The sequence below is a fragment of the Streptomyces sp. NPDC059787 genome (assembly GCF_042732315.1).
Classification (GTDB): Bacteria; Actinomycetota; Actinomycetes; order Streptomycetales; family Streptomycetaceae; genus Streptomyces; species Streptomyces atrovirens.
Genome location: NZ_JBHWHX010000009.1, coordinates 207371 through 228905, shown reverse-complemented (window position 1 = coordinate 228905; position 21535 = coordinate 207371). Strand labels below are relative to the sequence as shown.

Genomic DNA, 21535 nt, shown 5'->3' with positions numbered 1-21535 from the left:
CGAAGCACCCTTGCTGTGTCGCGACAATCGACAGTGCAGCCATGTGATCGAGGATCCGAGGAGTCACCATGACCAGCACGACCGGCGCCACGGGCACGACCGGCACGTTCTGCCCGTACTGCGGGTGGCCGGACGACGCCGAGCCGTTCCAGGTGGTCTCCCGGCACGGCACCGCGGCGGGCAGCACGGTGTGGACCCGCTGCGGCTGCGGTTCGCTCCAGGTCCGCGCCGTAGACGACCGCGGCGCCCGCATCGTCTCCCGCAGCAGGCCCGCGGACGCTCCGTGGAGCCGGGCCGACCGGTGAACGGCCTGGGCGGGGCCGCCGTTGACAGCCGCCCCGCCCCGGCCTTACTAATCGAGGCCGGAGCAGGCAGGAGGCGCGGACGTGCACGAACCCCCCTTGTCCGGGGTCACGGTGGTCAGTGTGGAGCAGGCGGTGGCCGCGCCCTACGCGACCCGGCAGCTGGCCGATCTCGGCGCCCGTGTGATCAAGGTGGAGCGGCCGGGCGAGGGGGACTTCGCGCGCCGGTACGACACGACCGTGCACGGCCACTCCAGCTATTTCGTGTGGATCAACCGCTCCAAGGAATCCCTCACGCTGGACCTGAAGGACCCGCGCGGCCGGGCGATCCTGCACGGGCTGCTCCGGAACGCCGACGTGTTCGTGCAGAACCTCGCGCCGGGCGCCGCAGGCCGCCTCGGTCTGGGGACCGACGAGCTGACCCGTCGCTACCCCCGGCTGATCCCCTGCACGATCTCCGGGTACGGCACGAGCGGCCCCTGGGCCGACCGCAAGGCGTACGACCTGCTGATGCAGTGCCAGACCGGCCTGGTGTCGCTGACCGGGACACCGGAGGAGACCGCCCGTACCGGGATCTCCGTCGCCGACATCGCCGCCGGGATGTACGCGTACAGCGGTGTGCTCACCGCCCTCTACACCCGCGCGACCACCGGCACGGCGCGCCCGGTGGAGGTGTCCCTGTTCGAGGCGCTCGCCGAGTGGATGGGCCAGCCCGCCTACTACACCCGCTACGGCGGCGCCCAGCCCCCGCGCCTGGGCACACAGCACGCCACCATCGCCCCGTACGGCACCTACCGGGCCGCCGACGGACGCGAGGTGCTGTTCTCCGTTCAGAACGAGCGCGAGTGGGCGGCCCTGTGTGCGGAGTTCCTCGGCCGGCCGGAGCTGACCGACGATCCGCGCTTCGCCACCAACTCCGACCGGGTGGCCCACCGTGAGGAGCTGAACGCGGTCATCGCCGAGCGCTTCGCCCGCGCGGACGCCGATGAGCTGCTCGAGGACCTGGAGGCGATCGGCATCGCCTGCGCCGGGGTCAACGACGTCGCCGCGTTCCTCGACCACCCGGTCCTCGCCGCCCGCGGCCGCCGGCGCGAGGTGGCGGTACCGGGCGGAACCGTGGAGGCGCTGCTGCCGCCCGCCGACCTGGCGGGCCTGCCGGCCCGTATGGACCCGGTACCGGCCGTGGGCGAGCACACGGAGGCGATCCTGACGGAACTGGGCCGCTCCCCCGAGGAGATCGCGGCACTGCGCGCGGACGGGGTCGTCTGAGCCCGGCCAGGACCTGCCCGGTGATCGGGCCGGAGGGGACCGGCGGCGTCCCGCGGCCGAACGGAACGGGGCCCGGTGCGTCCGGCCGCGAGGCGGAGGAGTACGTCGACGCGCTGGGGTCCCTCCCTCGCGAGCGCGGTCGGGCGTGAGAGGGACCCGGCGCGTGGTCCGCCGGACGGGCCCTACCGGGGCTGCCGCTGGTGCAGCGCGTCCAGGACGTCGTCGTCCGTCAACTGGTCGAACTCCTCGTACCACTGGCCCACGGCCATGAACGCGGCCGGCTCGTGCAGACACACCACCTCGTCGGCCTCGGAGCGCATCAGCGCGACGCCCTCCGTCGCGCCGACCGGAACGGCCAGCACGAGGCGCCCGGGGTCCTGCGCCCGCAGGGCGCGCAGCGCGGCGCGGGCCGTGGACCCGGTCGCCAGCCCGTCGTCGACGACGATCACGGTCCGTCCGCGCAGTGCGGGAGCCGGGCGGCCCTGGCGGTAGCGCTGTTCGCGGCGGCGCAGCTCGGTGCGCTCGCGCTCGACGACGGGCGCCAGGTCGGCCTCGTCGATGCCCAGCCGCCGCAGGGCGTCCTCGTCGAGAAGCGGCACCCCGTCACCGGCCATCGCGCCGACGCCGAACTCCTCGTGGAAGGGGGCGCCGATCTTCCGTACGACGAGGACGTCGAGCGGGGCGTCCAGTGCCCCGGCGACCTCGACGGCCACGGCGGCACCGCCGCGGGGCAGGGCCAGCACGACAGGATCGGGCAGGGCTCCCTCGTCCTGCCTCTCCCGCAGTCGTGCGGCCAGTTCACGGCCGGCCTGCCGGCGATCACGGAACCGCATGACGGATGCCCTCCCTCCGCACCTTCGGACGGCACCTGAAGCACCTGTTCCGCACCCGTGTACCCCGCTCTCCGGCACTCGAAGCGCCCGGCGCCCGGCATGGGTGCGCGGTCGTCGGGCAGGCGAGTTCCATGGTCGGTGACACGAGCGACTACGGGCAGGCGCGGCGGCCGGACGAGAGCGGGCACCGGGCGGTGGCGCAGGAGGACGAGTTCCGGATCGAGGCGTGGGCGGCGAGCCGGGAGAACTGTCTGGCGGAGGCGGTGGCGGCGATGGTGGAGTGCTTCGCCGACGTCTCCGGGGTGCGGCCGACGGGCGTGGGCCGCGTCCGGCTGGCCGGGGCCAGTGACGACGATCTGCTGGCAGCGCTGCTGGACGAGATCCTGTACCGGTTGGAGGAGTACGGTCAGGTGCCGGTCGACGTGGAGACGGACGAGACCGACGAGGGTCTCGACATACGCCTGGCGGTGGCCGCCCTGACGGACGTACGGGTCACCGGCCGGATGCCGACGGCCGTGGCCTGGGAGGAACTACGGATCCAGCCGGGCCCGTACGGCTGGACGTGCGTGCTCACAGTCGACGGATGACGAAAATCAGCCTCTCCGGGGGAGTTCGAGGAGCGGGGCCCGGGGGCGGAGCCCCCGGGGGCGGGAAGGGGCGGTAGAACCGCGCTCAGTGCGTGGGCGCCGCCGCGCTGATGTCCGCCAGGGCGGAGTGCGGATCCTCCGTCGCGGCAAGATCCCCGAGACTCACCACCCCCACCGGACAGCCACCGCGTTCCACCACCGGAAGCCGCCGGACGGCATGCCGCCGCATCAGCTCCACGGCGTGATCGGTGGTGTCCTCGGGATCGAGTGTCACCAGGGGCGGGCGCGTGCACAGGGAACCGACCGTCGTGGCCTCCGGGTCACGCCCCTCGGCGACACCCCTCAGCACGATGTCGCGGTCGGTGAGCACACCGAACAGATCACAGTCGTACGCGACGAGGACGTCGCCGATGTCCTGCTCGCGCATCAGGCGCGCGGCCCGCGCCACCGTCGTCATGGGCTCGACGGACGCGGTGTCCGCGGACATCACGTCCCGTATCCGCATGGTCATGGGCACCTCCCTGTACGTGGCCGGCCTGGACTCCCCGTGTCCGCCGCGTAGCCCGCTGCGCGGCGCGTAAACCGACCGGGCGAGGACGGGCGCGTGGAGCACGCCCGCCCTCGCCCCCACTGCACGGCTACACGGCTCCGGGAACCTCCTCGGTGACACCGTTCAGCGGCGAGGCCGGGTCGGTGCCGTACGGGAGGGTGATGGCCTCGAGGCCGTGGCCCGCCGGATCCCGGAAGTACACGCCGCGACCGCCGTCGTTGCGGTTGATGCGGCGGGGGTGCCTGCCGTGCGGATCGGCCTGGACGGGGATCCCGGCGTCCACGAGCCGGGTGAGGATCGCGTCGAACTCCTCCTCGGAGACGAGGAACGCGTAGTGCTGCGCCGGGATGTCGATGTCGACGGTCGCGAAGTCCAGGGTGACTCCGTTGGCGGTCGTCACCGGCAGGAACATTCCGGCCGGTTCCCCGACCTCCAGGCCCAGGACGTGGGCGAGGAAACGGGCGGACCTCTCCCGGTCACGGGTGAGAACGATGGTGTGGTTGAACTCGACTGACACGAGGGCAATGCCTCCACGGGCATCCGCGGCGCCTCCATGCCTCACCCGGCCGGTGACCGGCACGCGATGCCGCGCCGAAGAGCCTAGACAACAAAACCGACGGCTGTCGAGCCGTCGAACCGGGGGCGACGGCGGGCGGGACGCGCGGGCGCGTGTCAGGCCGGGGCGTCGTACCCGCCCTCGGCCGCGGCGGCCTCGTCCACGCGGCCGGCCACCCAGGCCAGGAAGTCCCCGACCGCCGCCCCGGGCAGCGCGAGCGCGGACTCACGGGGGCGTTCGAAGCTGCGCAGCGCGTCCGAGATCAGTGGCCGGAACTCCGCCTCCGCGGCGGCGACGATCCCGGCCGCCCCGCGCTTGGCGAACCAGTGGCCGGTGCGGCAGTACACCACGGAGCGGCAGCCGTTGAGCACCCGGTTGTCGGCCGCGTGCCCCTCTCCTTCGGCGTGCTCCCGCACGGAGGCGCGGAGCGCGGCGAGCACGCCGGCCCGCTCCGGTGCGGCGATCACGTCCCGTACCGGCCCGCCGAACAGCGGGAGGCCGGCCTGGTGGGCGATGGAACGGTCGAGGACGTACCAGAACGCGGGCGCCTCCCCGGGGTCGTGGCTGATCCGCTCGGGCAGTGACGGTCCGGTGTTGAGGTCCATGAGGTACCCGGCCCCGCCGGACGGGCGGCCGGCGAGATCGGCCGGGTACACGACCAGTTCCAGTCCGGCCGCGGGGCAGGGCAGGACGGGGTGGGCCAGCGCCCCGGCCAGTTCGGGCAGGGCACGCCGGGGAAGCGAGCGGTCCACCACGACGGTCACGTCGACGTCGCTGCGTCCGTGCCGGTAGTCGCCGAGCGCGAGGGACCCGACGGCGAGGACGCTCACCAGGTGGGGGCCGCAGACGGCGCGCGTGCGGTGGACCAGCTCGTCGAGGTAGGGGCGGACCTCGGGGGGCGGGACGGGCGTACGGCTCATGGGACCAGTGTCGGCCCGCGGATCCGCGGCGCGGTGCGTCAGTTCCACAACTCGTCGCTGTCGCACACCCGCGCGCCCATGTTGCGTTCCATCATCCGCAGGGCGGCGTCCGCGAGGTCGGCGTGGATGTGGGCGACGGCGTCACGGGGGACGGTCACGTCGAAGTGGCGGATGTGCGCGTCGAGCGACGAGTACAGGATGCACTGCTCCGTGACCTGGCCGCACAGCACGAGCCGGTCGATGCCCTGCTGGTTGAGCAGGTAGCCCAGTGGGGTCTCGAAGAAGGCCGAGTGCCGTGCCTTGACGACGAAGAGCGAGGAGTCGTCCGGCAGCAGCGGTTCCACGAGGCGCGCGTGCGGTCCCGACAGGGCCTCGTCGAGCAGCTCACCGTGGTGGGAGCGCCATTCGCCGAAGTTGTCGTTGACGTAGATCACCGGCACGTCCCGGCGCCGCGCCCGTTCCAGCAGGGCGGAGACGACCGGTACGACCGACTCGGCGGACGGGATCAGATGGTCGGCGTCCGGATGGTCGTAGGTGTTGATCATGTCGATGACGATCAGCGCGGTCTTGCCCATGCCCTCCGGGTTCCACCCGCGCGGGAGGGTCAGACATGTTTACTCGGGTGCGACCGTGACGGCCGGGAGCGGAGGTGTACGACGGCCGTCCCGCCGGGGCCTCGTGTACCGGGTCCTGAGCGTCATCAGGGCCGTCCGGCCCTAGCCCGGCGGGGGTCCGCCGCCGACGATGGAGGAATGATCCACAGCGATGGCTTCCGGCCGCTCGACCGCCAGGAGTGTCTGCGTCTGCTGGCCAAGGTGCCGGTCGGTCGCGTCGTCTACACCCGGCAGGCACTGCCCGCCGTCCTCCCCGTCAACTTCGCCCTGGCCACGGACGACTCCGTGGTGCTGTGCACCTCCGCCGCGTCCGATCTGGTCCGGGCGATCGACGGCGTCGTGGTCGCCTTCGAGGCCGACGACTTCGACGCCGGGAGCCGGTCCGGCTGGAGCGTGGTGGTCACGGGCCGGGCGGCCGTGGTGACCGACCCGGCCGAACACGAACGCCTGCTGCGGACCGGGCCCCGCTCGTGGATGCCGATGCACGACGGGGTGTTCGTCCGGATCGAGGCCGAGATGGTCACGGGCCGGGAACTCACGGGACTGCCCGAGCCCGGCTGAACCGGTGACCGCGTACGCGGCGCGGCTCCGGTCACGGCGGACGGCCGGGCGGTGGGGCGGTGCGGTGGCTGCGGACGGCCGGGCGGTGGGGCGATGCGGACGGCCAGGCGATACGGCGGCTGCGGGCGGCCGGTGCGGTGGTCGTCGGCGGGACCGGCGCCTGCGGGTCAGGGCAGTGGACGTTCACGGAGCGGTCTGCGCGCAGTGAGCCGCCGCCGGTGTCCCCGGCCGCGTGGTCGGGGAGGGCGGAGCCGCGTCGGTACGGGAGGTGACCGGCGTCGTCGGCCGTGTGAGGGGTGCCGTACGGTACGCCTGTGACCGCCATCAGCCCTGAGAACGCCCCGGGCCGCCACGGCCCTTACGCCACCGTCGAGGCCGCGCCCCGTGAGGTGGGCCGGGTGCGCACCGAGTACTCGCCCGCGCACGACGGCGACCCCGATCCCGGGGAGATCGTCTGGACCTGGGTGCCCTATGAGGAGAACGACGGCCGGGGCAAGGACCGTCCGGTGCTCGTCGTCGCCCGGGAGACGGGCGGGACGTTCCTCGCCGTGCAGTTGTCCAGCAAGGGGCACAACGGTCACCGGGAGTGGGTGCCGATCGGCAGCGGGCCGTGGGACCGGTCGGGCCGCGACTCGTGGGTCGACGTGGACCGGGTGCTGCGGCTGCACGAGGAGGGCATGCGCCGGGAGGCGTGCGCGCTGGACCGGATGCGGTTCAACCTCGTGCGTCAGCGGCTGCGGGAGCGGTACGGCTGGAGCTGATCCCCGCGGGACCGGGCAGCAGGTCCGCGAAGGTCCGCTCGAACGCGGCGCGGACCGCGCTGTCGCGGGTGCGGTCCAGGATGCCGAACACCACGTGTGCGAAGGCGCCCGCGAAGCGCCCGCCCGGCTCCAGGTGCGACCGGAACGCCGCCGCCACCTGGGCGGGGTCGTTGCGGAACACCCCGCAGCCCCAGGCGCCCAGCACGAGCCGCCGGTAGCCGTGGGCGGCCGCGGTCTCCAGCACCCGCCCGGCCCGTACCACCAGGGCGTGCGGCACCTCGTCCGCCCGCTCCGGCGCCGTCCGCAGGATCACGCCCGCGTTGGGCGCGGGCGAGGTGAGGAAACCGGCCGTGAACGGCTCGTCCAGGAGGCGTCCGCGGTCGTCGCGGAAGACCGGCACGGCGGGTGAGTGGATCACGCGGTCCGTGTAGAACGGGTCGCGGTGTGTGCGGTGGTGGTCGTAGAAGCCGGCGGCCCGCAGCAGGCACGTGTACAGCGCGGAGGCGCGGCACAGGGCCTCCTCCTGGGCCTGGGCGCCGTTGAGGTATCCCCCGCCGGGGTTGCGGGCGGAGGCGAAGTTCAGTACGGCCACTTGGTCCCCGAGCCGCCGGGCGGCCTCCAGGCTGCTCTCGCCGGTGACCTCGAACCGGGTGCCGGCCGGCCGGAAAGCCGGGAACGGGACCGGCTGCGGCCCGTACGTCCGCGTTCCGCGGGCCGCGGCCCCGATCGCCGCCGCGACGGACACCTCGTGGCCGCCGGGGGCGCGGTAGGCGCCCGCCGCCACGATGCTCTCGGTCTCGCGGGCGATGCCGCGCAGGCGTGCGCTCACGGCGCCACCCCCGTAGCCGCCGTGGCCACGCGCCGCGCGGTCTCGCTCGTCGTGCTCATGCAGGCATCCTGAGCGATGCTGGTGAGGCGGCGCAACGGAGTTTCCGCCTCACCGGAAGGCCCGGGAAACGGGCGGGAAACCGCCCGGGAACAGGACGGACGAAAGGATGACGGACCCGGAACGCCCCGCCAGGCGCTCTTGTGCCCGCCGACGCGAAGGTTTTGGCTGGACGGGTTGACGCCGGCCGGGAGCGGCGAAGCTCCCGGCCGGTGACATGGTGGAATCTCAGGAGGATCCCGACATGTCCGATTCGGCAGGCGGCTGTGTGGAGCCGCGTACCGCCGTCACAGAAGCCGAGGTGGAAGCCCTGGTGCGGGGCATCTGCTTCAAGACCGGACCGCCGCGCCGCCTCGGGGTCGAGGTGGAATGGCTCGTCCACGAGCTGCGGGACCCGCGGCTCCCCGTGTCACCCGAACGACTCGAAGCGGCCTACGCCGCTCTGCGGACCGTGCCTCTGAGGTCGGCGCTCACCATCGAGCCCGGCGGCCAGCTGGAGCTGAGCTCGCCGCCCGCCACCTCCCTGATGGAGTGCGTCGGTACCGTCTCCGCCGACCTCGACGCCGTCCGCGCGGTGCTGCGCGAGGACGGTCTGGTCCTCGTCGGCCTCGGCCACGACCCCTGGCACACCCCCCGCCGGTTCCTGCGCGAACCGCGGTACGACGCCATGGAGGCCTGCCTCGACCGCACCGGCCCCGCCGGCCGGGCCATGATGTGCGCCTCCGCCTCCGTGCAGGTGTGCGTGGACGCCGGGTACGAGGAGCCCGGCCCGCTCGGCCATGTGCGGCGCTGGTGGCTGGCGCACCAGCTCGGCGCGGTCCTGGTCGCCGCGTTCGCCAACTCCCCGATCGCCGGCGGCCGGCCGACCGGCTGGCTGTCCACGCGGCAGCTCCGCTGGACGCAGATCGGCACCGGTCGGGCGGGCGCCCCCGTGCTGGACGCCGACCCGCGCGGCGCCTGGGCCCGGCACGTCCTGGACTCGCCGGTGATGTGCGTACGGCGTGACGGCGGACCGTGGGACGTGCCCCGGGGGCTCGCCTTCCGGAAGTGGATCAGGTCCGGCACGCCCGGCCCGCCGACCCGGGACGACCTCGACTACCACGTCACGACCCTGTTCCCGCCGGTGCGGCCGCGCGGGCACCTGGAACTGCGCATGATCGACGCGCAGCCCGGTGACGACGGCTGGATCGTGCCGCTGGCCGTGGTCGCGGCGCTGTTCGACGACCCGGAGGCCGCCGAGACCGCCTACCGGGCGGTGAAGCCGCTGGCCGAGCGGGCGCACGGCATGCCCGCGCCGCACAGTCCGCTCTGGCGGGACGCTGCCCGCGTCGGCCTGGCCGACCCGGAGCTGCGCGAGGTGGCCGCCGGCTGTTTCGCGGCGGCGCTGCGCGCCCTGCCCCGGCTCGGTGCCGGCACCGAGGTGATCGACGCGGTCGGGGCGTACCGGGACCGGTATGTCGCCCGCGGCCGCTGCCCGGCCGACGACTCGCTCGACGAGCTGCGTGCGACGGCCCGCGGCGCGCGTCCCCGCCCCCCGCACCCGCATGGGAAGGACACCCCCTCATGACCGACCCCGCCCTCGACGCCGAAGCCCTGCGCGAGCGCGCGGTCGCCTCGCTGATCACCGCACGGGACCGCACCACGCTGCTCACCAGCTGCGTCGACGGGCCCGACCTGACCGCCCAGCACTCGCCGCTGATGTCGCCGCTGGTGTGGGACCTCGCCCACATCGGCAACCAGGAGGAGCAGTGGCTGCTGCGGGCCGTCGCCGGCCATGAGGCGATACGGCCCGAGATCGACACCCTGTACGACGCCTTCGAGCACCCGCGCGCCGAACGCCCGAGGCTGCCGCTGCTGCCGCCGGAGGAGGCCCGCCGGTACGCGGCCGACGTGCGCGGCCGGGCGCTGGACGTGCTGGAGACCGCCGCGTTCCACGGGACGCGGCTGACCGAGGCGGGCTTCGCCTTCGGGATGATCGCGCAGCACGAGCAGCAGCACGACGAGACCATGCTGATCACCCATCAGCTCCGCAAGGGGCCGCAGGCCCTGACCGCCCCGGACCCGGAGCCGGTGCCGCTGTTCACGGGACCGGCCGAAGTCCTGGTTCCGGGCGGCCCGTTCACCATGGGCACCTCGGACGAGCCGTGGGCGCTGGACAACGAACGGCCCGCGCACCGGCGCGAGGTGGCGCCCTTCCGGATCGACACCACTCCGGTGACGAACGCCGCGTACCGGGCGTTCATCGAGGACGGCGGCTACGACGAGCCCCGCTGGTGGACGGCCGAGGGCTGGGCGCACATCCGCCGCAACTCCGTCACCGCGCCGCTGTTCTGGCGCCGGGACGGCGGGCAGTGGCTGCGGCGCCGGTTCGGTGTCACCGAGGTGGTGCCGCCCGACGAGCCGGTGCTGCACGTGTGCTGGTACGAGGCCGACGCCTACGCCCGCTGGGCCGGGCGCCGGCTGCCCACCGAAGCCGAGTGGGAGAAGGCGGCCCGGTACGACCCGGCCGGCGACCGCTCGATGCGCTACCCGTGGGGCGACGCCGAGCCCGCGCCCGAGCACGCCAACCTCGGCCAGCGGCATCTGCGTCCGGCGCCCGCCGGGAGCTACCCGGCCGGTGAATCACCTCTGGGTGTGAGGCAGTTGATCGGCGACGTGTGGGAGTGGACGGCGAGCGACTTCCTGCCGTACCCGGGGTTCAGGGCGTTCCCGTACAAGGAGTACTCGGAGGTGTTCTTCGGGCCGGGGCACAAGGTGCTGCGCGGCGGTTCGTTCGCCGTGGACCCGGTGGCCTGCCGGGGCACGTTCCGCAACTGGGACCTGCCGATCCGGCGGCAGATCTTCTCCGGGTTCCGCACGGCACGCTCGGAGGACGTCTGATGTGCCGTCATGTGGCGTACGTGGGGCCCGAGGAGCCGCTGGGCGAGCTGCTCGTGAAGCCGCCGCACGGTCTGTACCGGCAGTCCTGGGCGCCCCGGCGGCAGCGGTACGGCACGGTCAACGCCGACGGCTTCGGCGTGGGCTGGTACGCGGAGGACGATCCGGTGCCGGCCCGGTACCGGCGGGCCGGACCGGTATGGGCCGACCTGTCGTTCGCGGATCTCGCCCGTGTCGTACGGAGCCGGGCGCTGCTCGCGGCCGTACGGGACGCGACCCTGTCGGGTGCCGACGCGGAGGCCGCGGCGGCGCCGTTCGCCGCCGGGACCTGGCTGTTCAGCCACAACGGGGCGGTGCCGGGCTGGCCGGGCTCGCTCGCGCCGCTGGTGGCGTCCCTGTCCGCCGAGGACGTGCTGTCGCTGGAGGCCCGTAACGACTCCGCGTTCGTGTGGGCGCTGGTGCTCGCCCGGCTGCGGGCCGGTGACGAGGAGGGGCAGGCGCTGGCCGACACGGTCCTGGAGGTCGCCGCGGCGGCCCCCGGGGCCCGGCTCAACCTGCTGCTCACAGGCGGCGACACCGTCACCGCGACCGCCTGGGGCGACACGCTGTGGTACCTCACCCGGGCCGGCGGCGGCACCGTCGTGGCCTCCGAACCCTACGACGACGATCCGCACTGGCGTGAGGTCCCCGACCGCACCCTGCTCGCGGCGAGCCGTACGGACGTCCTGCTGACCCCGCTCAAGGAGCCCCTCACGTGAGTCCGTTCCACCTCACCCGCACCCTGCCCGAGGACACCACCGACGCCGCCCTGCGCGCCGACGTCCACGCGGGCCTGACCGGCAGCCCCAAGACGCTGCCGCCCAAGTGGTTCTACGACGCGCGGGGCAGCGAACTCTTCGAGGAGATCACCGCGCTGCCCGAGTACTACCCGACCCGCGCCGAACGCGAGATCCTGCGCGCCCGCGCCGGTGAGATCGCCGCGGCGTCCGGTGCCCGCACCCTGGTCGAACTGGGCTCCGGATCCTCGGAGAAGACACGGCACCTGATCGACGCCCTGACCGGACTGCACACCTATGTCCCCGTCGACGTCAGCGAGAGCGCCCTCACGCTCGCCGGGCGGGCGCTGGCCGCCGAACGGCCGGGACTGGAGGTGCACGCGCTGATCGCCGACTTCACCGCCCGGCTGACCCTGCCCGACACGCCGGGGCCGCGGCTGGTGGCGTTCCTCGGCGGCACCATCGGCAATCTGCTGCCGGCCGAGCGCGCCGCGTTCCTCGCCTCCGTCCGCGCCCTGCTCGCCCCGGGCGACGCCCTGCTGCTGGGCACGGACCTGGTGAAGGACGAGCGGGTGCTGGTCCGGGCGTACGACGACGCGGCCGGTGTGACGGCCGCGTTCAACAAGAACGTCCTGACCGTCATCAATCGGGAGCTGGGCGCCGACTTCGACCCCGACACCTTCGACCATGTGGCGCTGTGGGACGCCGGGCACGAGTGGATCGAGATGCGGCTGCGCTCCCGTACCGCGCAGACGGTGAAGATCCCCTCACTGGGACTCGCCGTGGACTTCGCGGCGGGCGAGGAGCTGCGCACCGAGGTGTCGGCGAAGTTCCGCCAGGACGGAGTGCGTGGGGAACTGTCGGCCGCCGGCCTGGAGTTGGCCCGGTGGTGGACGGACGGGGAGGCGCGGTTCGCGCTGTCGCTGAGCGTCGCGCGCTGACGGGAGCGCCACCGGGCCGCGCGTCGCCCCAGGGGGTGTCGTCCGGATCGGGCCGGCTCCGGTGAGGGGTGCCTCGCAGCCGGGCCGAGCGGGGTCCGGTGGTGGGGGCACCTCCCACGCCTTTCAGGCAGTGGGGGAGCGTCGCAAGGCGGAGGGGGGCGCCAGGGCGGGGCCCTGGCAACCGACGACAACGCGGCGGTGGGGGTCCCTCCCGCGCATGGGGGTCCCCCCGCTCGAGCGGAGCTGAGAGGGGGGAGAAGCCGAGAGCGGGGAGCGGTGCCGGCCCCCGCGCCCCCGGCAGGATCCGAACGACACCCCCTAATCGAAGGCCAGGGCCTCGGTGATGCGGCGCGCGGCGCGCTCGGCCTCGGTGGCCGGGTCGGACCCGGTGAGTACCTTGGTCATGTACTCCTTGATCGGGTTGTCCGCCTCGACCGCGCTCCACTGGGGTGTGATGGGGGTCGCCCGGCCCTGTGCGGCTCCGGCCGCCATGGCCGCGACCCCCTCCTCCCCCGCCACCGACTCGGCGAGTTCGGCCTTGTTGGGGACGTAGTTCATCGTGCGGGCCAGGTCGGTGTTCCACTTGGCGCCGGTGAGCGCGGCGACGACCTCGACGGCGCCCTCCCGGGTGTCGGTCTTGGCCGGGATCACGAGGTCGGAGCCGCCGGTGAAGACGGCGCCGGGCTTGTCGGCGGCCTTGCCGGGGACGGGGAAGTAGCCCAACTCGCTCTTGAGTTCCGGGTTCTGCTTGAGGATGGCGCTTGCCAGCCCCGGTACGGCCACGATCTGGGCGACCTTGCCCTCGGCGAACACGCCCGCCTGCGGCGGGTGTTCCTCGTCGGCGTCGGCCGGTCCGTCGCCGAGTGCCTGGAGCCGGCGGTAGAAGTCCATGCCGCGCAGCGCCTCCGGGCTGTCCAGCGCGCCGCGCCAGACGCCGTCCCGATCCCTGGCGAGGTCTCCGCCCTCCTCCCAGATGAAGCCGGCGAGCGTGTACCAGTCCTGTCCGGCGAGGTAGATGCCCTGGTTGCCGCCGGTGTCGAGCTCCTCGGTGAGGGTGAGCCACTCGTCGCGGGTCTCCGGCGGGGCGGTGACGCCGGCCTGGCGGAAGAGGTCCTTGCGGTAGATGACGACGCGGTTGGCCGCGTACCAGGGGATGCCGTACTGCTGGGAGCCCCACTGACCGGGTTCGGCGAGACCGGGCAGCCAGTCCTCCCGGCCCCAGTCGCGCATGGACTCCAGGGTGAGGTCGAGCAGTCCGTCGCCCTCCGCGTACGTGGCGACCTGGGTGTTGCCGACCTCGATGACGTCGGGGCCGTCCTCCTCGTCCGTCTCCAGTGCCTTCTGCACCTTCTCGCCGATGCCGGTCCATTCCTGGATGCGGATGTCGAGGTCGAGTCCGGGGTGCTCGCGCTCGAACTCCTCGGTGAAGCGGTCCAGGTACTCCTGTGAGGCGCTGTGCTGCATCAACCACACGGTGACCGTGTGCCGTTCGGCGTCGCCGGGCATCAGTCCACAGCCGCTGAGCAGGGAGGCGGACACACAGACAAGGGCGAGCAGACGGCGTTTCACGAGGGTCCTGTTTCTGTCTGACGGACAGGGCGGGGCCCGACGTGGGGGGCGAGCGGAGCTCGGGCGGGTGCTCAGCATCTTGGTATGGACCAATGCCTAGGTCAAGGCCGTCAGGCGAACGGGGCCGACGTCTCGCGCTCCGCCGTGGTGTGGGGCACGGTGGAGTGACGTGAGAGGAGCAGTCGCATGTCGAATCACACCTACCGGGTCACGGAGATCGTCGGCACCTCGCCCGACGGCGTCGACCAGGCCGTACGCAACGGCATCGAACGCGCCTCGCAGACCCTGCGCAATCTGGACTGGTTCGAGGTGACCCAGGTGCGCGGCCAGATCGAGGACGGGCAGGTCGCGCACTGGCAGGTGGGGCTGAAGGTCGGCTTCCGGCTGGAGGGGACGGACTGAGCCCGGGCGGGGTCAGGTCCGTCCTTCGCGCTCCTGCGCGTCCTTCAGCTCGCCGGACGGGGCCGTCCAGCGGGCCTGTACGACGGTGAAACCGGCCCGCCGGGCGTCCAGGCAGACCAGCTCGTCGTCGTCCACCAGCACGCGGACGTCCCGGGTGCGGGCGAGGCGGCGCAGGATCGCCAGCTTGGTGTGGCGGGCCGGCCGGCGGTCGGCGTTGCCGCGCATGTACACGTCCCCCTCGGGCAGTTCCCGGGCGGCGAGCCAGTCCAGCGTGTCGCGCCGGCAGCGCTCGGGGCGGCCGGTGAGGTAGACGATCTCGCACTCCCGCGCGCACTTCCGGACCAGGGCGATGCCCTCGGCGAGCGGGGGGTCCTGCGGCGCGGCGGCGAAGAAGGCGTCCCAGTCACGGGGCCTGCGCTCCAGGAAGCGCTGCCGGTGCGCCGTGTCGGCGAGGGTGTTGTCGAGGTCGAACACGGCCAGCGGCAACTTGCTGCGATCGGTCACACGACCGACCCTAGACGCACATACGTGCCTGCGGGCAGTCGCGCCACCCACACCGCAGCGGCGGGCAGTTGTGCTGGAGCCGCCGTAGCTGCGGGCAGTCGCGCCTCCCCCAGTGCCTCAAGGGCCTGGGAGGTACCCCCGGGGCGGCACGGCTGCCCGCGGAGAGCGGGGCGTACGGCACGCGGTCGCCCCCGGAGGGCGGGGTGAGCGGCCAGGGTGGGTGAAGGCGTGGCGACGCGCCGGTGGTGTTCGCACCGGCGCGCACCGGGAGGGGCGGGGTTACTCGCGGCCCCGCTTGGGGACGTCGCGGCCGCGGCGGCCGGACTCCTCGTCCAGTTCCGTCTCGGCCTCGATGCGCTCCTTGCGGACCTGCCCGCGGACGGTCTCGTCAGCGGTCTTCTCCTCCGTGGTCATCCGGACCCGCTCGACCGGCACCGCCTCGGTCTCCACGACCGGGCGCTCCTCGTGCAGCGTGACCTCGTGCTCGTCCTCCTTGAAGGCCGGGCCCGACATGGCATCGCCGCGGTTGGCGTCCGTGATCGGCTCGCGCTCCACGCGGACCTCCTCGTGGCGCACCGGCACGGTCTGCTGGACCTCCTCCGTGACCACGTACTTGCGCAGCCTGGCCCGTCCGGTCTCGTGCCGCTCGACGCCGACGCGCATGCGCTCCTCGGAGCGGGTCATCGCGTCGTCGCCGCGCCCTCGGGTCCGGGCTTCGCTCCGGCGGCCCGCGGTGCCCGCGGTTCCGGCCGTGTCCGGCGCCGTCCGGGAGGCGTCGCCCCGACGGCCGGCCATGCCCGCCGTGCCGGCGGCACCGGCCGCTCCCGCCGTACCGGCCGTGCCCATACCGGGAGAACGGTCGCGTTCACCGGGCTCGGCCAGCACGGAGTCCCAGTCGATGCCGTAGTAGTCGTACAGACGGTGTTCCTCGTCCACCGACAGGTGGCCGCCCGCGTCGATGTCGACGTTGGGCGCGCCCTTGATCTTGTCCTTGCGGTAGGGAACCTCGAGGTGGTCCTTCACCAGGGCGGCGTCACGGATGGGGATGAACGACTCGCTGGAGCCGAACATGCCCGTTTTGACGGTCACCCACTCGGGGCGTCCGCTGGCGTCGTCGAGGAAGACGTGCTTCGCGTCGCCTACCTTGTTCCCGTCCCCGTCGTAGACGGGATGATCCAGCAGGATCGAGATCTCTTCGCGGGTGATCATCTTCCATCACCCTCCTTTCGAAGGTCGCCTCTCACGGGTTCTCCCGGATCGCCCGCCAAAAACGGAATGAAAGCGACAAAAGGTACTTAATTTTCCGCAGTGCTCACCCGTGGTGACCGCCTTCGTGTCCCGTCACCGCCTCCGGCTGCGCCGCGCGCGCCAGGGCGCGGCGGTCGAGGTGGCTCCCCGGCGGGAGGGGAGCCCGCACCTCGACCTCGGCGACCACGCCACGGGCCGACGCCACGCGCCACAGCGAGGCGAGGAGCGTGTCGTCGCCGACGAAGGCCGGTGCGGTGGCCGGGGTTCCGCGCGCGCTCCGGTAGCGGATGCGCACCGGCTGCACCGGAACCCGGGCGTCCAGCGCCGCCTGGAAGACCGCGCGGCGGAAGTGCCCCCGGGCCAGGCCGCACCAGGTGCTGCCCTCCGGGAACGCCGCGACCGCCGCGCCGCCGCGCAGGACCCCGGCGAGCGCGGTGACCGTGCCGGGCAGGGCGCGCAGCCGGTCACGGTCGATGAACAGCACACCGCCGCGCGCCGCCAGCGCCCCCGCCACGGGCCAGCGCCGTATCTCGGTCTTGGCCAGCATCCTGGCCGGACGGACCGCCGCGAGCAGCGGCACGTCCAGCCAGGAGACGTGGTTGGCGACGAGCAGCAGTCCGCCCGTGGGCACGGCGGTCCCGTCGATACGGACCCGGACCCCGGCGGCCCGTACGATCCACCGGCACCACCGGCGCACCGCGCCGGCCGGGATCCGCCGCCCGAGCGGGAGCAGCGCGATCCCGGCGAGGACCAGCAGGCCCACCGCCGCCAGCCGCAGCACCGCCAGCGGTACGGCCGTCGTGGACGCCGTCGGTTCCACACAGCCCCGCGGGGTGCAGGGCGCGCCCGGCAGCCAGACGCTCATCAGGCGGGGACGAGGGAGAGGAAGTGCCGCAGATAACGGGGGTCGACCCGGTTCATCGGCAGCAGCACATAGAGGTCGGCGACACCGAAGTCCACGTCGTGCGCGGGCTCGCCGCAGACCCAGGCGCCGAGCCGGAGGTAGCCGCGCAGCAGGGCGGGCAGCTCACCGGGGGCGGCGGGTGCCGAGGTCCTCGGCACCCAGGGCAGCAGCGGGCGCACCCGGTACTCCTCCGGCGCGAGGTGCCCCGCCCGCACCCGGTCCCAGGTGGCGGAGGCGAGCGCGCCGCCGTCGGCGAGGGGGACGGAGCAGCAGCCTGCCAGCCAGGCGTGGCCGCGGTCGGTCATGTAGCGGGCGATGCCGGCCCAGATGAGCCCGATGACCGCGCCGTCGCGGTGGTCGGGGTGCACACAGGAACGGCCGACCTCGACGAGGGACGGCCGTACGGCGTCGAGGGCCGACAGGTCGAACTCCCCTTCCCCGTACAGCCGCCCGGCGATCCCGGCGCGCTCCGGCGGCAGCAGCCGGTAGGTGCCGACGACCTGCCCGCTCACCTCCTCCCGGACCAGCAGGTGGTCGCAGTACGCGTCGAACGGGTCGACGTCCAGCCCCGGCCGCGAGCCGGACAACAGGGCGCCCATCTCCCCCGCGAAGACGTCGTACCGCAACCGCTGAGCGGCACGCACGTCCTCCTCGTCGCGGGCGAGGGTGACGGTGTAGCGGACGGGTGCGATGGGCTTCGGGGGGTGGTCGACGGTCAGCACGCCGGTCATGGCTCTCTCCTGATCACGCGCCGGAGCGGGGGTGGGGACACCCCTGTTCTCCCGACCGGGGTTGGCGTGTACGTGACCGGAGCCGGGAGTACGGATGTGGAGATGCTGAATGCCGGGAGCGGAAGCGAGACGGGGCCGGAAGGAGCACCTCTCCCGGCCCCGTCCGTCCGCGCTTCCGGCGAACGTTCACCGAGGCGCCCCGAAAGGGGCGCGGGGCGTGACATTGTGCGGCTCCGCCGCGTGGGCGCGACAAGCCACCAACGGCCCGCAGCCGGGTGACGACCTGCCGCCGCACGGCACTACCGCTTGCCCACCTTGCGAGTGGCCCGCAACCACTCCTTGTTCATACCGGTGATGGAGGTGAGCGGAATGCCCTTGGGGCAAGCGGTCGCGCACTCGCCGGCGAGCGTGCACCCCCCGAACCCCTCCTCGTCCATCTGCGCCACCATGTCCAGCACCCTGGTCTCCCGCTCGGGCGCTCCCTGCGGCAGCACATTGAGGTGATTGATCTTCGCGGAGGTGAACAGCATCGCCGCCCCGTTGGGGCAAGCCGCCACGCACGCCCCGCACCCGATGCACTCCGCGTGCTCGAAGGCGAGGTCGGCGTCCGGCTTCGGCACCGCCGTGGCATGGGCCTCCGGCGCGGCACCGGTCGGTGCCGTGATGTAGCCGCCGGCCTGGATGATCCGGTCGAAGGCGGACCGGTCGACCACCAGGTCCTTCACGACCGGGAAGGCGGACGCCCGCCACGGCTCGACGTCGATGGTGTCGCCGTCCTTGAAGGACCGCATGTGCAGCTGGCAGGTGGTGGTGCGCTCGGGTCCGTGGGCGTCGCCGTCGATGACCAGCGAGCAGGCGCCGCAGATGCCCTCGCGGCAGTCGTGGTCGAAGGCGACCGGGTCCTCGCCCTTGAGGATGAGCTCCTCGTTGAGGGTGTCGAGCATCTCCAGGAAGGACATGTCGGGTGAGATGCCGTCCACCTCGTACGTGGACATGGCGCCGTCGGCGTCGGCGTTCTTCTGCCGCCAGACGCGCAGGTTGAGCTTCATGCGTAGCTCCGCTGGGTGGGGTGGACGTACTCGAAGACCAGGTCTTCCTTGTGCAGGACCGGAGCCTCGCCGGTGCCGGTGAACTCCCAGGCGGCGGCGTAGGAGAACTCCTCGTCCCTGCGCGCGGCCTCGCCGTCGGGGGTCTGGGACTCCTCGCGGAAGTGGCCGCCGCAGGACTCGGAGCGGTGCAGCGCGTCGAGGCACATCAGCTCGGCGAGCTCCAGGTAGTCGACGATGCGGTTGGCCTTCTCCAGTGACTGGTTGAACTCCTCGCCGGTGCCGGGGACCTTGATGCGCCGCCAGAACTCCTCGCGGATCTGCGGGATCCGCTCCAGCGCCTTGCGCAGCCCGGAGTCGGTGCGGGCCATCCCGCAGAACTCCCACATGAGTTCGCCGACCTCGCGGTGGAAGGAGTCGGGGGTGCGGTCGCCGTCCACGGACAGCAGCAGGTTCAGCCGGTCCTCGGTCTCGGCCAGCACCTCCTGCACCACCGGGTGTTCGTCGGTGACCTCGTCCTGGTGCGGGTTGCGGGCCAGGTAGTCGTTGACGGTCGCCGGGAGGACGAAGTAGCCGTCGGCCAGGCCCTGCATCAGCGCGGAGGCGCCGAGCCGGTTGGCGCCGTGGTCGGAGAAGTTGGCCTCGCCGACGGCGAACAGGCCGGGGACGGTGGTCTGGAGGTCGTAGTCGACCCACAGTCCGCCCATCGTGTAGTGCACGGCGGGGTAGATCCGCATGGGCACCTTGTACGGATCCTCGTCGGTGATCCGCTGGTACATGTCGAAGAGGTTGCCGTACTTGGCCTCGACGGCCTTGCGCCCCATGCGCTTGACGGCGTCGGCGAAGTCGAGGTAGACGCCCTGCCCGCCGGGGCCCACTCCCCTGCCCTCGTCGCAGACGTTCTTCGCGGCGCGGGAGGCGATGTCCCGGGGCACGAGGTTGCCGAAGGAGGGGTAGATGCGCTCCAGGTAGTAGTCGCGCTCGTCCTCGGGGATCCGGTGGGCCGGGCGGGTGTCGCCCTTGGCCTTGGGCACCCAGATCCGGCCGTCGTTGCGCAGCGACTCGCTCATCAGCGTCAGCTTGGACTGGTGGTCGCCGGTGCGCGGGATGCAGGTGGGGTGGATCTGGGTGAAGCAGGGGTTGGCGAAGTACGCGCCGCGCCGGTGCGCCCGCCAGATCGCGGTGGCGTTGGAGTTCATGGCGTTCGTCGACAGGTAGAAGACGTTGCCGTAGCCGCCGCTGGCGAGGACGACGGCGTCCGCGAAGTACGTGTCGATCTTCCCGGTGATCAGGTCCCGGGCGACGATGCCGCGGGCCCGGCCGTCGACGACGATCAGGTCGAGCATCTCGGTGCGCGGGTGCATCTCGACGTTGCCGGCGGCGATCTGCCTGCTGAGCGCCTGGTAGGCGCCGAGGAGGAGCTGCTGGCCCGTCTGGCCGCGGGCGTAGAAGGTGCGGGAGACCTGGACGCCGCCGAAGGAACGGGTGTCGAGCAGTCCGCCGTACTCGCGGGCGAAGGGCACGCCCTGGGCCACGCACTGGTCGATGATCTCGACGGAGATCTGCGCGAGGCGGTGCACGTTGGACTCGCGGGAGCGGAAGTCGCCGCCCTTGACGGTGTCGTAGAACAGGCGGTGGACCGAGTCGCCGTCGTTGCGGTAGTTCTTCGCCGCGTTGATGCCGCCCTGCGCGGCGATGGAGTGGGCGCGGCGCGGGGAGTCCTGGTAGCAGAACTGGACGACGCGGTAACCCTGTTCGGCCAGGGTGGCACCGGCGGAGCCGCCCGCGAGGCCGGTGCCGACGACGATGACGGTCTTGCCCCGCCGGTTGGCGGGGTTGACCAGCCCGGCCTCGAAGCGGCGCTTGTCCCAGCGCTCGTGGACCGGTCCCGCGGGGGCCTTGGTGTCGGTGACCGGCTCGCCGGTCGCGTACGCGGTGTAGGAAGTCATGGTCAGCTCACCACTCCGGTCATGACGCCCACGGGTACGGCGAGGAAGCCGGCCGTGAGCAGCAGCGCGAGGGCATTGGCGGTGGTCTTGAGGGCGCGGTCGCGGGTGCGGCTGCCGACGCCGAGGGTCTGGGCGGCGCTCCAGAAGCCGTGCCGGATGTGCAGGCCGACGGCGAGCATCGCGACGATGTAGATGACGTTGCCGTACCAGGTGGAGAAGGTGTCCACGACGTTCTGGTAGGGCTTGCCGGACTCGAAGCCGCCGGAGTGCACGGTGCCGGTGGTCAGGTCGAGGAGGTGCCAGACGATGAACAGGGCGAGGATGACGCCGCCCCAGCGCATGGTGCGCGTGGCGTAGCTGGCCCGCGCCTTCTTGTGCACGTACTTGCTGGGGCGCGCCCTGATGTCGCGGCGGCTGAGCTGGTAGGCGGAGACGGCGTGGGCGATCACGGCGACGACGAGGACGACGCGGACGATCCACAGCGTCCACTCGTAGTGCATGAACGGTTCACCGACGGTGCGCAGCCAGTGGGCGTAGTGGTTGAACTCGCCCGCCCCGAAGAAGATCTTCAGGTTCCCGATCATGTGGGCGACCAGGTAGAGCAGCATGACGATGCCGCTGACCGCCATCACCGTCTTCTTGCCGACGGTCGAGTCCCACACGGTGCGTGCCATGGACGGCCGTCGGTCCGTCCGCGTTGCCAGAGCCATGTCACCAGACGCTAGGGCCGGAAGGCCCCATCGGTCCAA

24 protein-coding genes are annotated in these 21535 nt (G+C 72.8%); 10 read left to right on the top strand and 14 right to left on the bottom strand.

Annotated elements, in window-relative coordinates; translation table 11 throughout:
- The first annotated feature begins 68 nt into the window (after positions 1 to 68).
- Both ACFV5H_RS11600 and ACFV5H_RS11595 read left to right on the top strand, forming a co-directional pair.
- The gene (locus ACFV5H_RS11600; RefSeq protein ID WP_385049345.1) at positions 69 to 305 is read left to right on the top strand and encodes a hypothetical protein; all 237 of its coding nucleotides are present in this window, start codon (positions 69 to 71) and stop codon (positions 303 to 305) included.
- A gap of 81 nt (positions 306 to 386) precedes the next feature.
- The gene (locus ACFV5H_RS11595; protein ID WP_385049348.1) at positions 387 to 1571 is read left to right on the top strand and encodes a CaiB/BaiF CoA transferase family protein; all 1185 of its coding nucleotides are present in this window, start codon (positions 387 to 389) and stop codon (positions 1569 to 1571) included.
- 182 nt (positions 1572 to 1753) lie between these two features.
- On the opposite strand, the gene ACFV5H_RS11590 is transcribed toward ACFV5H_RS11595, so the two are convergent.
- Positions 1754 to 2404 (bottom strand): phosphoribosyltransferase, encoded by a 651-nt coding sequence (locus ACFV5H_RS11590; RefSeq protein ID WP_385049351.1) that lies wholly within the window; start codon positions 2402 to 2404, stop codon positions 1754 to 1756.
- A gap of 131 nt (positions 2405 to 2535) precedes the next feature.
- On the opposite strand from ACFV5H_RS11590, the gene ACFV5H_RS11585 reads away from it, so the two are divergent.
- Complete coding sequence (locus ACFV5H_RS11585) at positions 2536 to 2991, top strand: archease (RefSeq protein WP_385049353.1); 456 nt, start codon at positions 2536 to 2538, stop codon at positions 2989 to 2991.
- Positions 2992 to 3076: 85 nt separating this feature from the next.
- On the opposite strand, the gene ACFV5H_RS11580 is transcribed toward ACFV5H_RS11585, so the two are convergent.
- The 4 genes from ACFV5H_RS11580 to ACFV5H_RS11565 form a co-directional block, all read right to left on the bottom strand.
- Positions 3077 to 3502 carry a CBS domain-containing protein gene (locus ACFV5H_RS11580; protein ID WP_385049356.1) on the bottom strand — a complete coding sequence of 142 codons (426 nt, stop codon included), beginning with the start codon at positions 3500 to 3502 and terminating at the stop codon, positions 3077 to 3079.
- A 127-nt stretch (positions 3503 to 3629) separates the two neighbouring features.
- Complete coding sequence (locus ACFV5H_RS11575; RefSeq protein ID WP_385049359.1) at positions 3630 to 4058, bottom strand: VOC family protein; 429 nt, start codon at positions 4056 to 4058, stop codon at positions 3630 to 3632.
- 155 nt (positions 4059 to 4213) lie between these two features.
- Positions 4214 to 5017 (bottom strand): aminoglycoside adenylyltransferase domain-containing protein, encoded by an 804-nt coding sequence (locus tag ACFV5H_RS11570; protein WP_385194265.1) that lies wholly within the window; start codon positions 5015 to 5017, stop codon positions 4214 to 4216.
- A 38-nt stretch (positions 5018 to 5055) separates the two neighbouring features.
- A complete protein-coding gene (locus ACFV5H_RS11565) occupies positions 5056 to 5592 on the bottom strand; it encodes a cysteine hydrolase family protein (RefSeq protein WP_385049364.1) in 537 nt (178 codons plus the stop codon).
- Positions 5593 to 5769: 177 nt separating this feature from the next.
- Here ACFV5H_RS11565 and ACFV5H_RS11560 point away from each other — a divergent pair, with 177 nt between their 5' ends.
- On the top strand, positions 5770 to 6192 hold the full coding sequence (locus tag ACFV5H_RS11560; protein ID WP_385049366.1) for a pyridoxamine 5'-phosphate oxidase family protein: 423 nt from the start codon (positions 5770 to 5772) through the stop codon (positions 6190 to 6192).
- Between the two features lie 314 nt (positions 6193 to 6506).
- Positions 6507 to 6953 carry a type II toxin-antitoxin system PemK/MazF family toxin gene (locus ACFV5H_RS11555; RefSeq protein ID WP_385049369.1) on the top strand — a complete coding sequence of 149 codons (447 nt, stop codon included), beginning with the start codon at positions 6507 to 6509 and terminating at the stop codon, positions 6951 to 6953.
- On the opposite strand, the gene ACFV5H_RS11550 is transcribed toward ACFV5H_RS11555, so the two are convergent.
- Positions 6907 to 7782 (bottom strand): TIGR02452 family protein, encoded by an 876-nt coding sequence (locus ACFV5H_RS11550; RefSeq protein WP_385194262.1) that lies wholly within the window; start codon positions 7780 to 7782, stop codon positions 6907 to 6909. The two genes, ACFV5H_RS11555 and ACFV5H_RS11550, sit on opposite strands and share 47 nt — an antisense overlap.
- A gap of 301 nt (positions 7783 to 8083) precedes the next feature.
- Between ACFV5H_RS11550 and egtA the strand changes: the two genes are divergently transcribed.
- From egtA to egtD, 4 genes are read left to right on the top strand one after another with little or no spacing between them, the layout of a single operon-like run.
- Complete coding sequence (egtA, locus tag ACFV5H_RS11545; protein ID WP_385049374.1) at positions 8084 to 9406, top strand: ergothioneine biosynthesis glutamate--cysteine ligase EgtA; 1323 nt, start codon at positions 8084 to 8086, stop codon at positions 9404 to 9406.
- The gene (gene egtB / locus ACFV5H_RS11540) at positions 9403 to 10719 is read left to right on the top strand and encodes an ergothioneine biosynthesis protein EgtB (RefSeq protein WP_385049377.1); all 1317 of its coding nucleotides are present in this window, start codon (positions 9403 to 9405) and stop codon (positions 10717 to 10719) included. Before egtA ends, egtB begins: the two co-directional genes overlap by 4 nt.
- Positions 10719 to 11474 (top strand): ergothioneine biosynthesis protein EgtC, encoded by a 756-nt coding sequence (gene egtC / locus ACFV5H_RS11535; RefSeq protein WP_385194259.1) that lies wholly within the window; start codon positions 10719 to 10721, stop codon positions 11472 to 11474. Before egtB ends, egtC begins: the two co-directional genes overlap by 1 nt.
- Positions 11471 to 12433, top strand: a complete 963-nt coding sequence (gene egtD / locus ACFV5H_RS11530) for an L-histidine N(alpha)-methyltransferase (RefSeq protein WP_385194256.1) — start codon at positions 11471 to 11473, stop codon at positions 12431 to 12433. Before egtC ends, egtD begins: the two co-directional genes overlap by 4 nt.
- Positions 12434 to 12751: 318 nt before the next feature.
- Here the strand turns inward: egtD and ACFV5H_RS11525 are convergent, their stop codons facing one another.
- Positions 12752 to 14002, bottom strand: a complete 1251-nt coding sequence (locus tag ACFV5H_RS11525) for an extracellular solute-binding protein (RefSeq protein WP_385194254.1) — start codon at positions 14000 to 14002, stop codon at positions 12752 to 12754.
- Between the two features lie 186 nt (positions 14003 to 14188).
- On the opposite strand from ACFV5H_RS11525, the gene ACFV5H_RS11520 reads away from it, so the two are divergent.
- Complete coding sequence (locus tag ACFV5H_RS11520; protein ID WP_385049388.1) at positions 14189 to 14404, top strand: dodecin; 216 nt, start codon at positions 14189 to 14191, stop codon at positions 14402 to 14404.
- A gap of 12 nt (positions 14405 to 14416) precedes the next feature.
- Here ACFV5H_RS11520 and ACFV5H_RS11515 read toward each other — a convergent pair whose 3' ends face one another.
- The 7 genes from ACFV5H_RS11515 to ACFV5H_RS11485 all read right to left on the bottom strand — a co-directional run bounded on the left by ACFV5H_RS11515 (position 14417) and on the right by ACFV5H_RS11485 (position 21460).
- Positions 14417 to 14908 (bottom strand): hypothetical protein, encoded by a 492-nt coding sequence (locus tag ACFV5H_RS11515; protein ID WP_385049391.1) that lies wholly within the window; start codon positions 14906 to 14908, stop codon positions 14417 to 14419.
- Between the two features lie 279 nt (positions 14909 to 15187).
- Positions 15188 to 16117 (bottom strand): DUF2382 domain-containing protein, encoded by a 930-nt coding sequence (locus ACFV5H_RS11510; RefSeq protein ID WP_385049394.1) that lies wholly within the window; start codon positions 16115 to 16117, stop codon positions 15188 to 15190.
- A 103-nt stretch (positions 16118 to 16220) separates the two neighbouring features.
- Entirely contained in the window at positions 16221 to 17021 is an 801-nt protein-coding gene (locus ACFV5H_RS11505) for a lysophospholipid acyltransferase family protein (protein WP_385194252.1), read from the bottom strand.
- On the bottom strand, positions 17021 to 17791 hold the full coding sequence (locus tag ACFV5H_RS11500) for a GNAT family N-acetyltransferase (protein ID WP_385194250.1): 771 nt from the start codon (positions 17789 to 17791) through the stop codon (positions 17021 to 17023). Before ACFV5H_RS11500 ends, ACFV5H_RS11505 begins: the two co-directional genes overlap by 1 nt.
- Positions 17792 to 18090: 299 nt before the next feature.
- Entirely contained in the window at positions 18091 to 18840 is a 750-nt protein-coding gene (locus tag ACFV5H_RS11495; RefSeq protein WP_385194248.1) for a succinate dehydrogenase/fumarate reductase iron-sulfur subunit, read from the bottom strand.
- Positions 18837 to 20786, bottom strand: coding sequence for a fumarate reductase/succinate dehydrogenase flavoprotein subunit (locus ACFV5H_RS11490; RefSeq protein ID WP_385194246.1), 1950 nt, complete (start codon positions 20784 to 20786; stop codon positions 18837 to 18839). The genes ACFV5H_RS11495 and ACFV5H_RS11490 overlap by 4 nt, the downstream gene beginning before the upstream one ends.
- A 2-nt stretch (positions 20787 to 20788) precedes the next feature.
- Positions 20789 to 21460 carry a succinate dehydrogenase gene (locus tag ACFV5H_RS11485; protein WP_385049406.1) on the bottom strand — a complete coding sequence of 224 codons (672 nt, stop codon included), beginning with the start codon at positions 21458 to 21460 and terminating at the stop codon, positions 20789 to 20791.
- Positions 21461 to 21535 lie beyond the last annotated feature (75 nt).

Excerpts from the sequence above, each read along its gene's own strand:
- ACFV5H_RS11600 (WP_385049345.1), top strand. The coding sequence starts at position 69 with ATGACCAGCACGACCGGCGCCACGGGCACGACCGGCACGTTCTGCCCG.
- ACFV5H_RS11590 (WP_385049351.1), bottom strand. The coding sequence starts at position 2,404 with ATGCGGTTCCGTGATCGCCGGCAGGCCGGCCGTGAACTGGCCGCACGA.
- ACFV5H_RS11585 (WP_385049353.1), top strand. The coding sequence starts at position 2,536 with ATGGTCGGTGACACGAGCGACTACGGGCAGGCGCGGCGGCCGGACGAG.
- ACFV5H_RS11580 (WP_385049356.1), bottom strand. The coding sequence starts at position 3,502 with ATGACCATGCGGATACGGGACGTGATGTCCGCGGACACCGCGTCCGTC.
- ACFV5H_RS11570 (WP_385194265.1), bottom strand. The coding sequence starts at position 5,017 with ATGAGCCGTACGCCCGTCCCGCCCCCCGAGGTCCGCCCCTACCTCGAC.
- ACFV5H_RS11565 (WP_385049364.1), bottom strand. The coding sequence starts at position 5,592 with ATGGGCAAGACCGCGCTGATCGTCATCGACATGATCAACACCTACGAC.
- ACFV5H_RS11560 (WP_385049366.1), top strand. The coding sequence starts at position 5,770 with ATGATCCACAGCGATGGCTTCCGGCCGCTCGACCGCCAGGAGTGTCTG.
- egtA (WP_385049374.1), top strand. The coding sequence starts at position 8,084 with ATGTCCGATTCGGCAGGCGGCTGTGTGGAGCCGCGTACCGCCGTCACA.
- egtB (WP_385049377.1), top strand. The coding sequence starts at position 9,403 with ATGACCGACCCCGCCCTCGACGCCGAAGCCCTGCGCGAGCGCGCGGTC.
- egtC (WP_385194259.1), top strand. The coding sequence starts at position 10,719 with ATGTGCCGTCATGTGGCGTACGTGGGGCCCGAGGAGCCGCTGGGCGAG.
- ACFV5H_RS11520 (WP_385049388.1), top strand. The coding sequence starts at position 14,189 with ATGTCGAATCACACCTACCGGGTCACGGAGATCGTCGGCACCTCGCCC.
- ACFV5H_RS11510 (WP_385049394.1), bottom strand. The coding sequence starts at position 16,117 with ATGATCACCCGCGAAGAGATCTCGATCCTGCTGGATCATCCCGTCTAC.
- ACFV5H_RS11505 (WP_385194252.1), bottom strand. The coding sequence starts at position 17,021 with ATGAGCGTCTGGCTGCCGGGCGCGCCCTGCACCCCGCGGGGCTGTGTG.
- ACFV5H_RS11500 (WP_385194250.1), bottom strand. The coding sequence starts at position 17,791 with ATGACCGGCGTGCTGACCGTCGACCACCCCCCGAAGCCCATCGCACCC.
- ACFV5H_RS11495 (WP_385194248.1), bottom strand. The coding sequence starts at position 18,840 with ATGAAGCTCAACCTGCGCGTCTGGCGGCAGAAGAACGCCGACGCCGAC.
- ACFV5H_RS11490 (WP_385194246.1), bottom strand. The coding sequence starts at position 20,786 with ATGACTTCCTACACCGCGTACGCGACCGGCGAGCCGGTCACCGACACC.
- ACFV5H_RS11485 (WP_385049406.1), bottom strand. The coding sequence starts at position 21,460 with ATGGCACGCACCGTGTGGGACTCGACCGTCGGCAAGAAGACGGTGATG.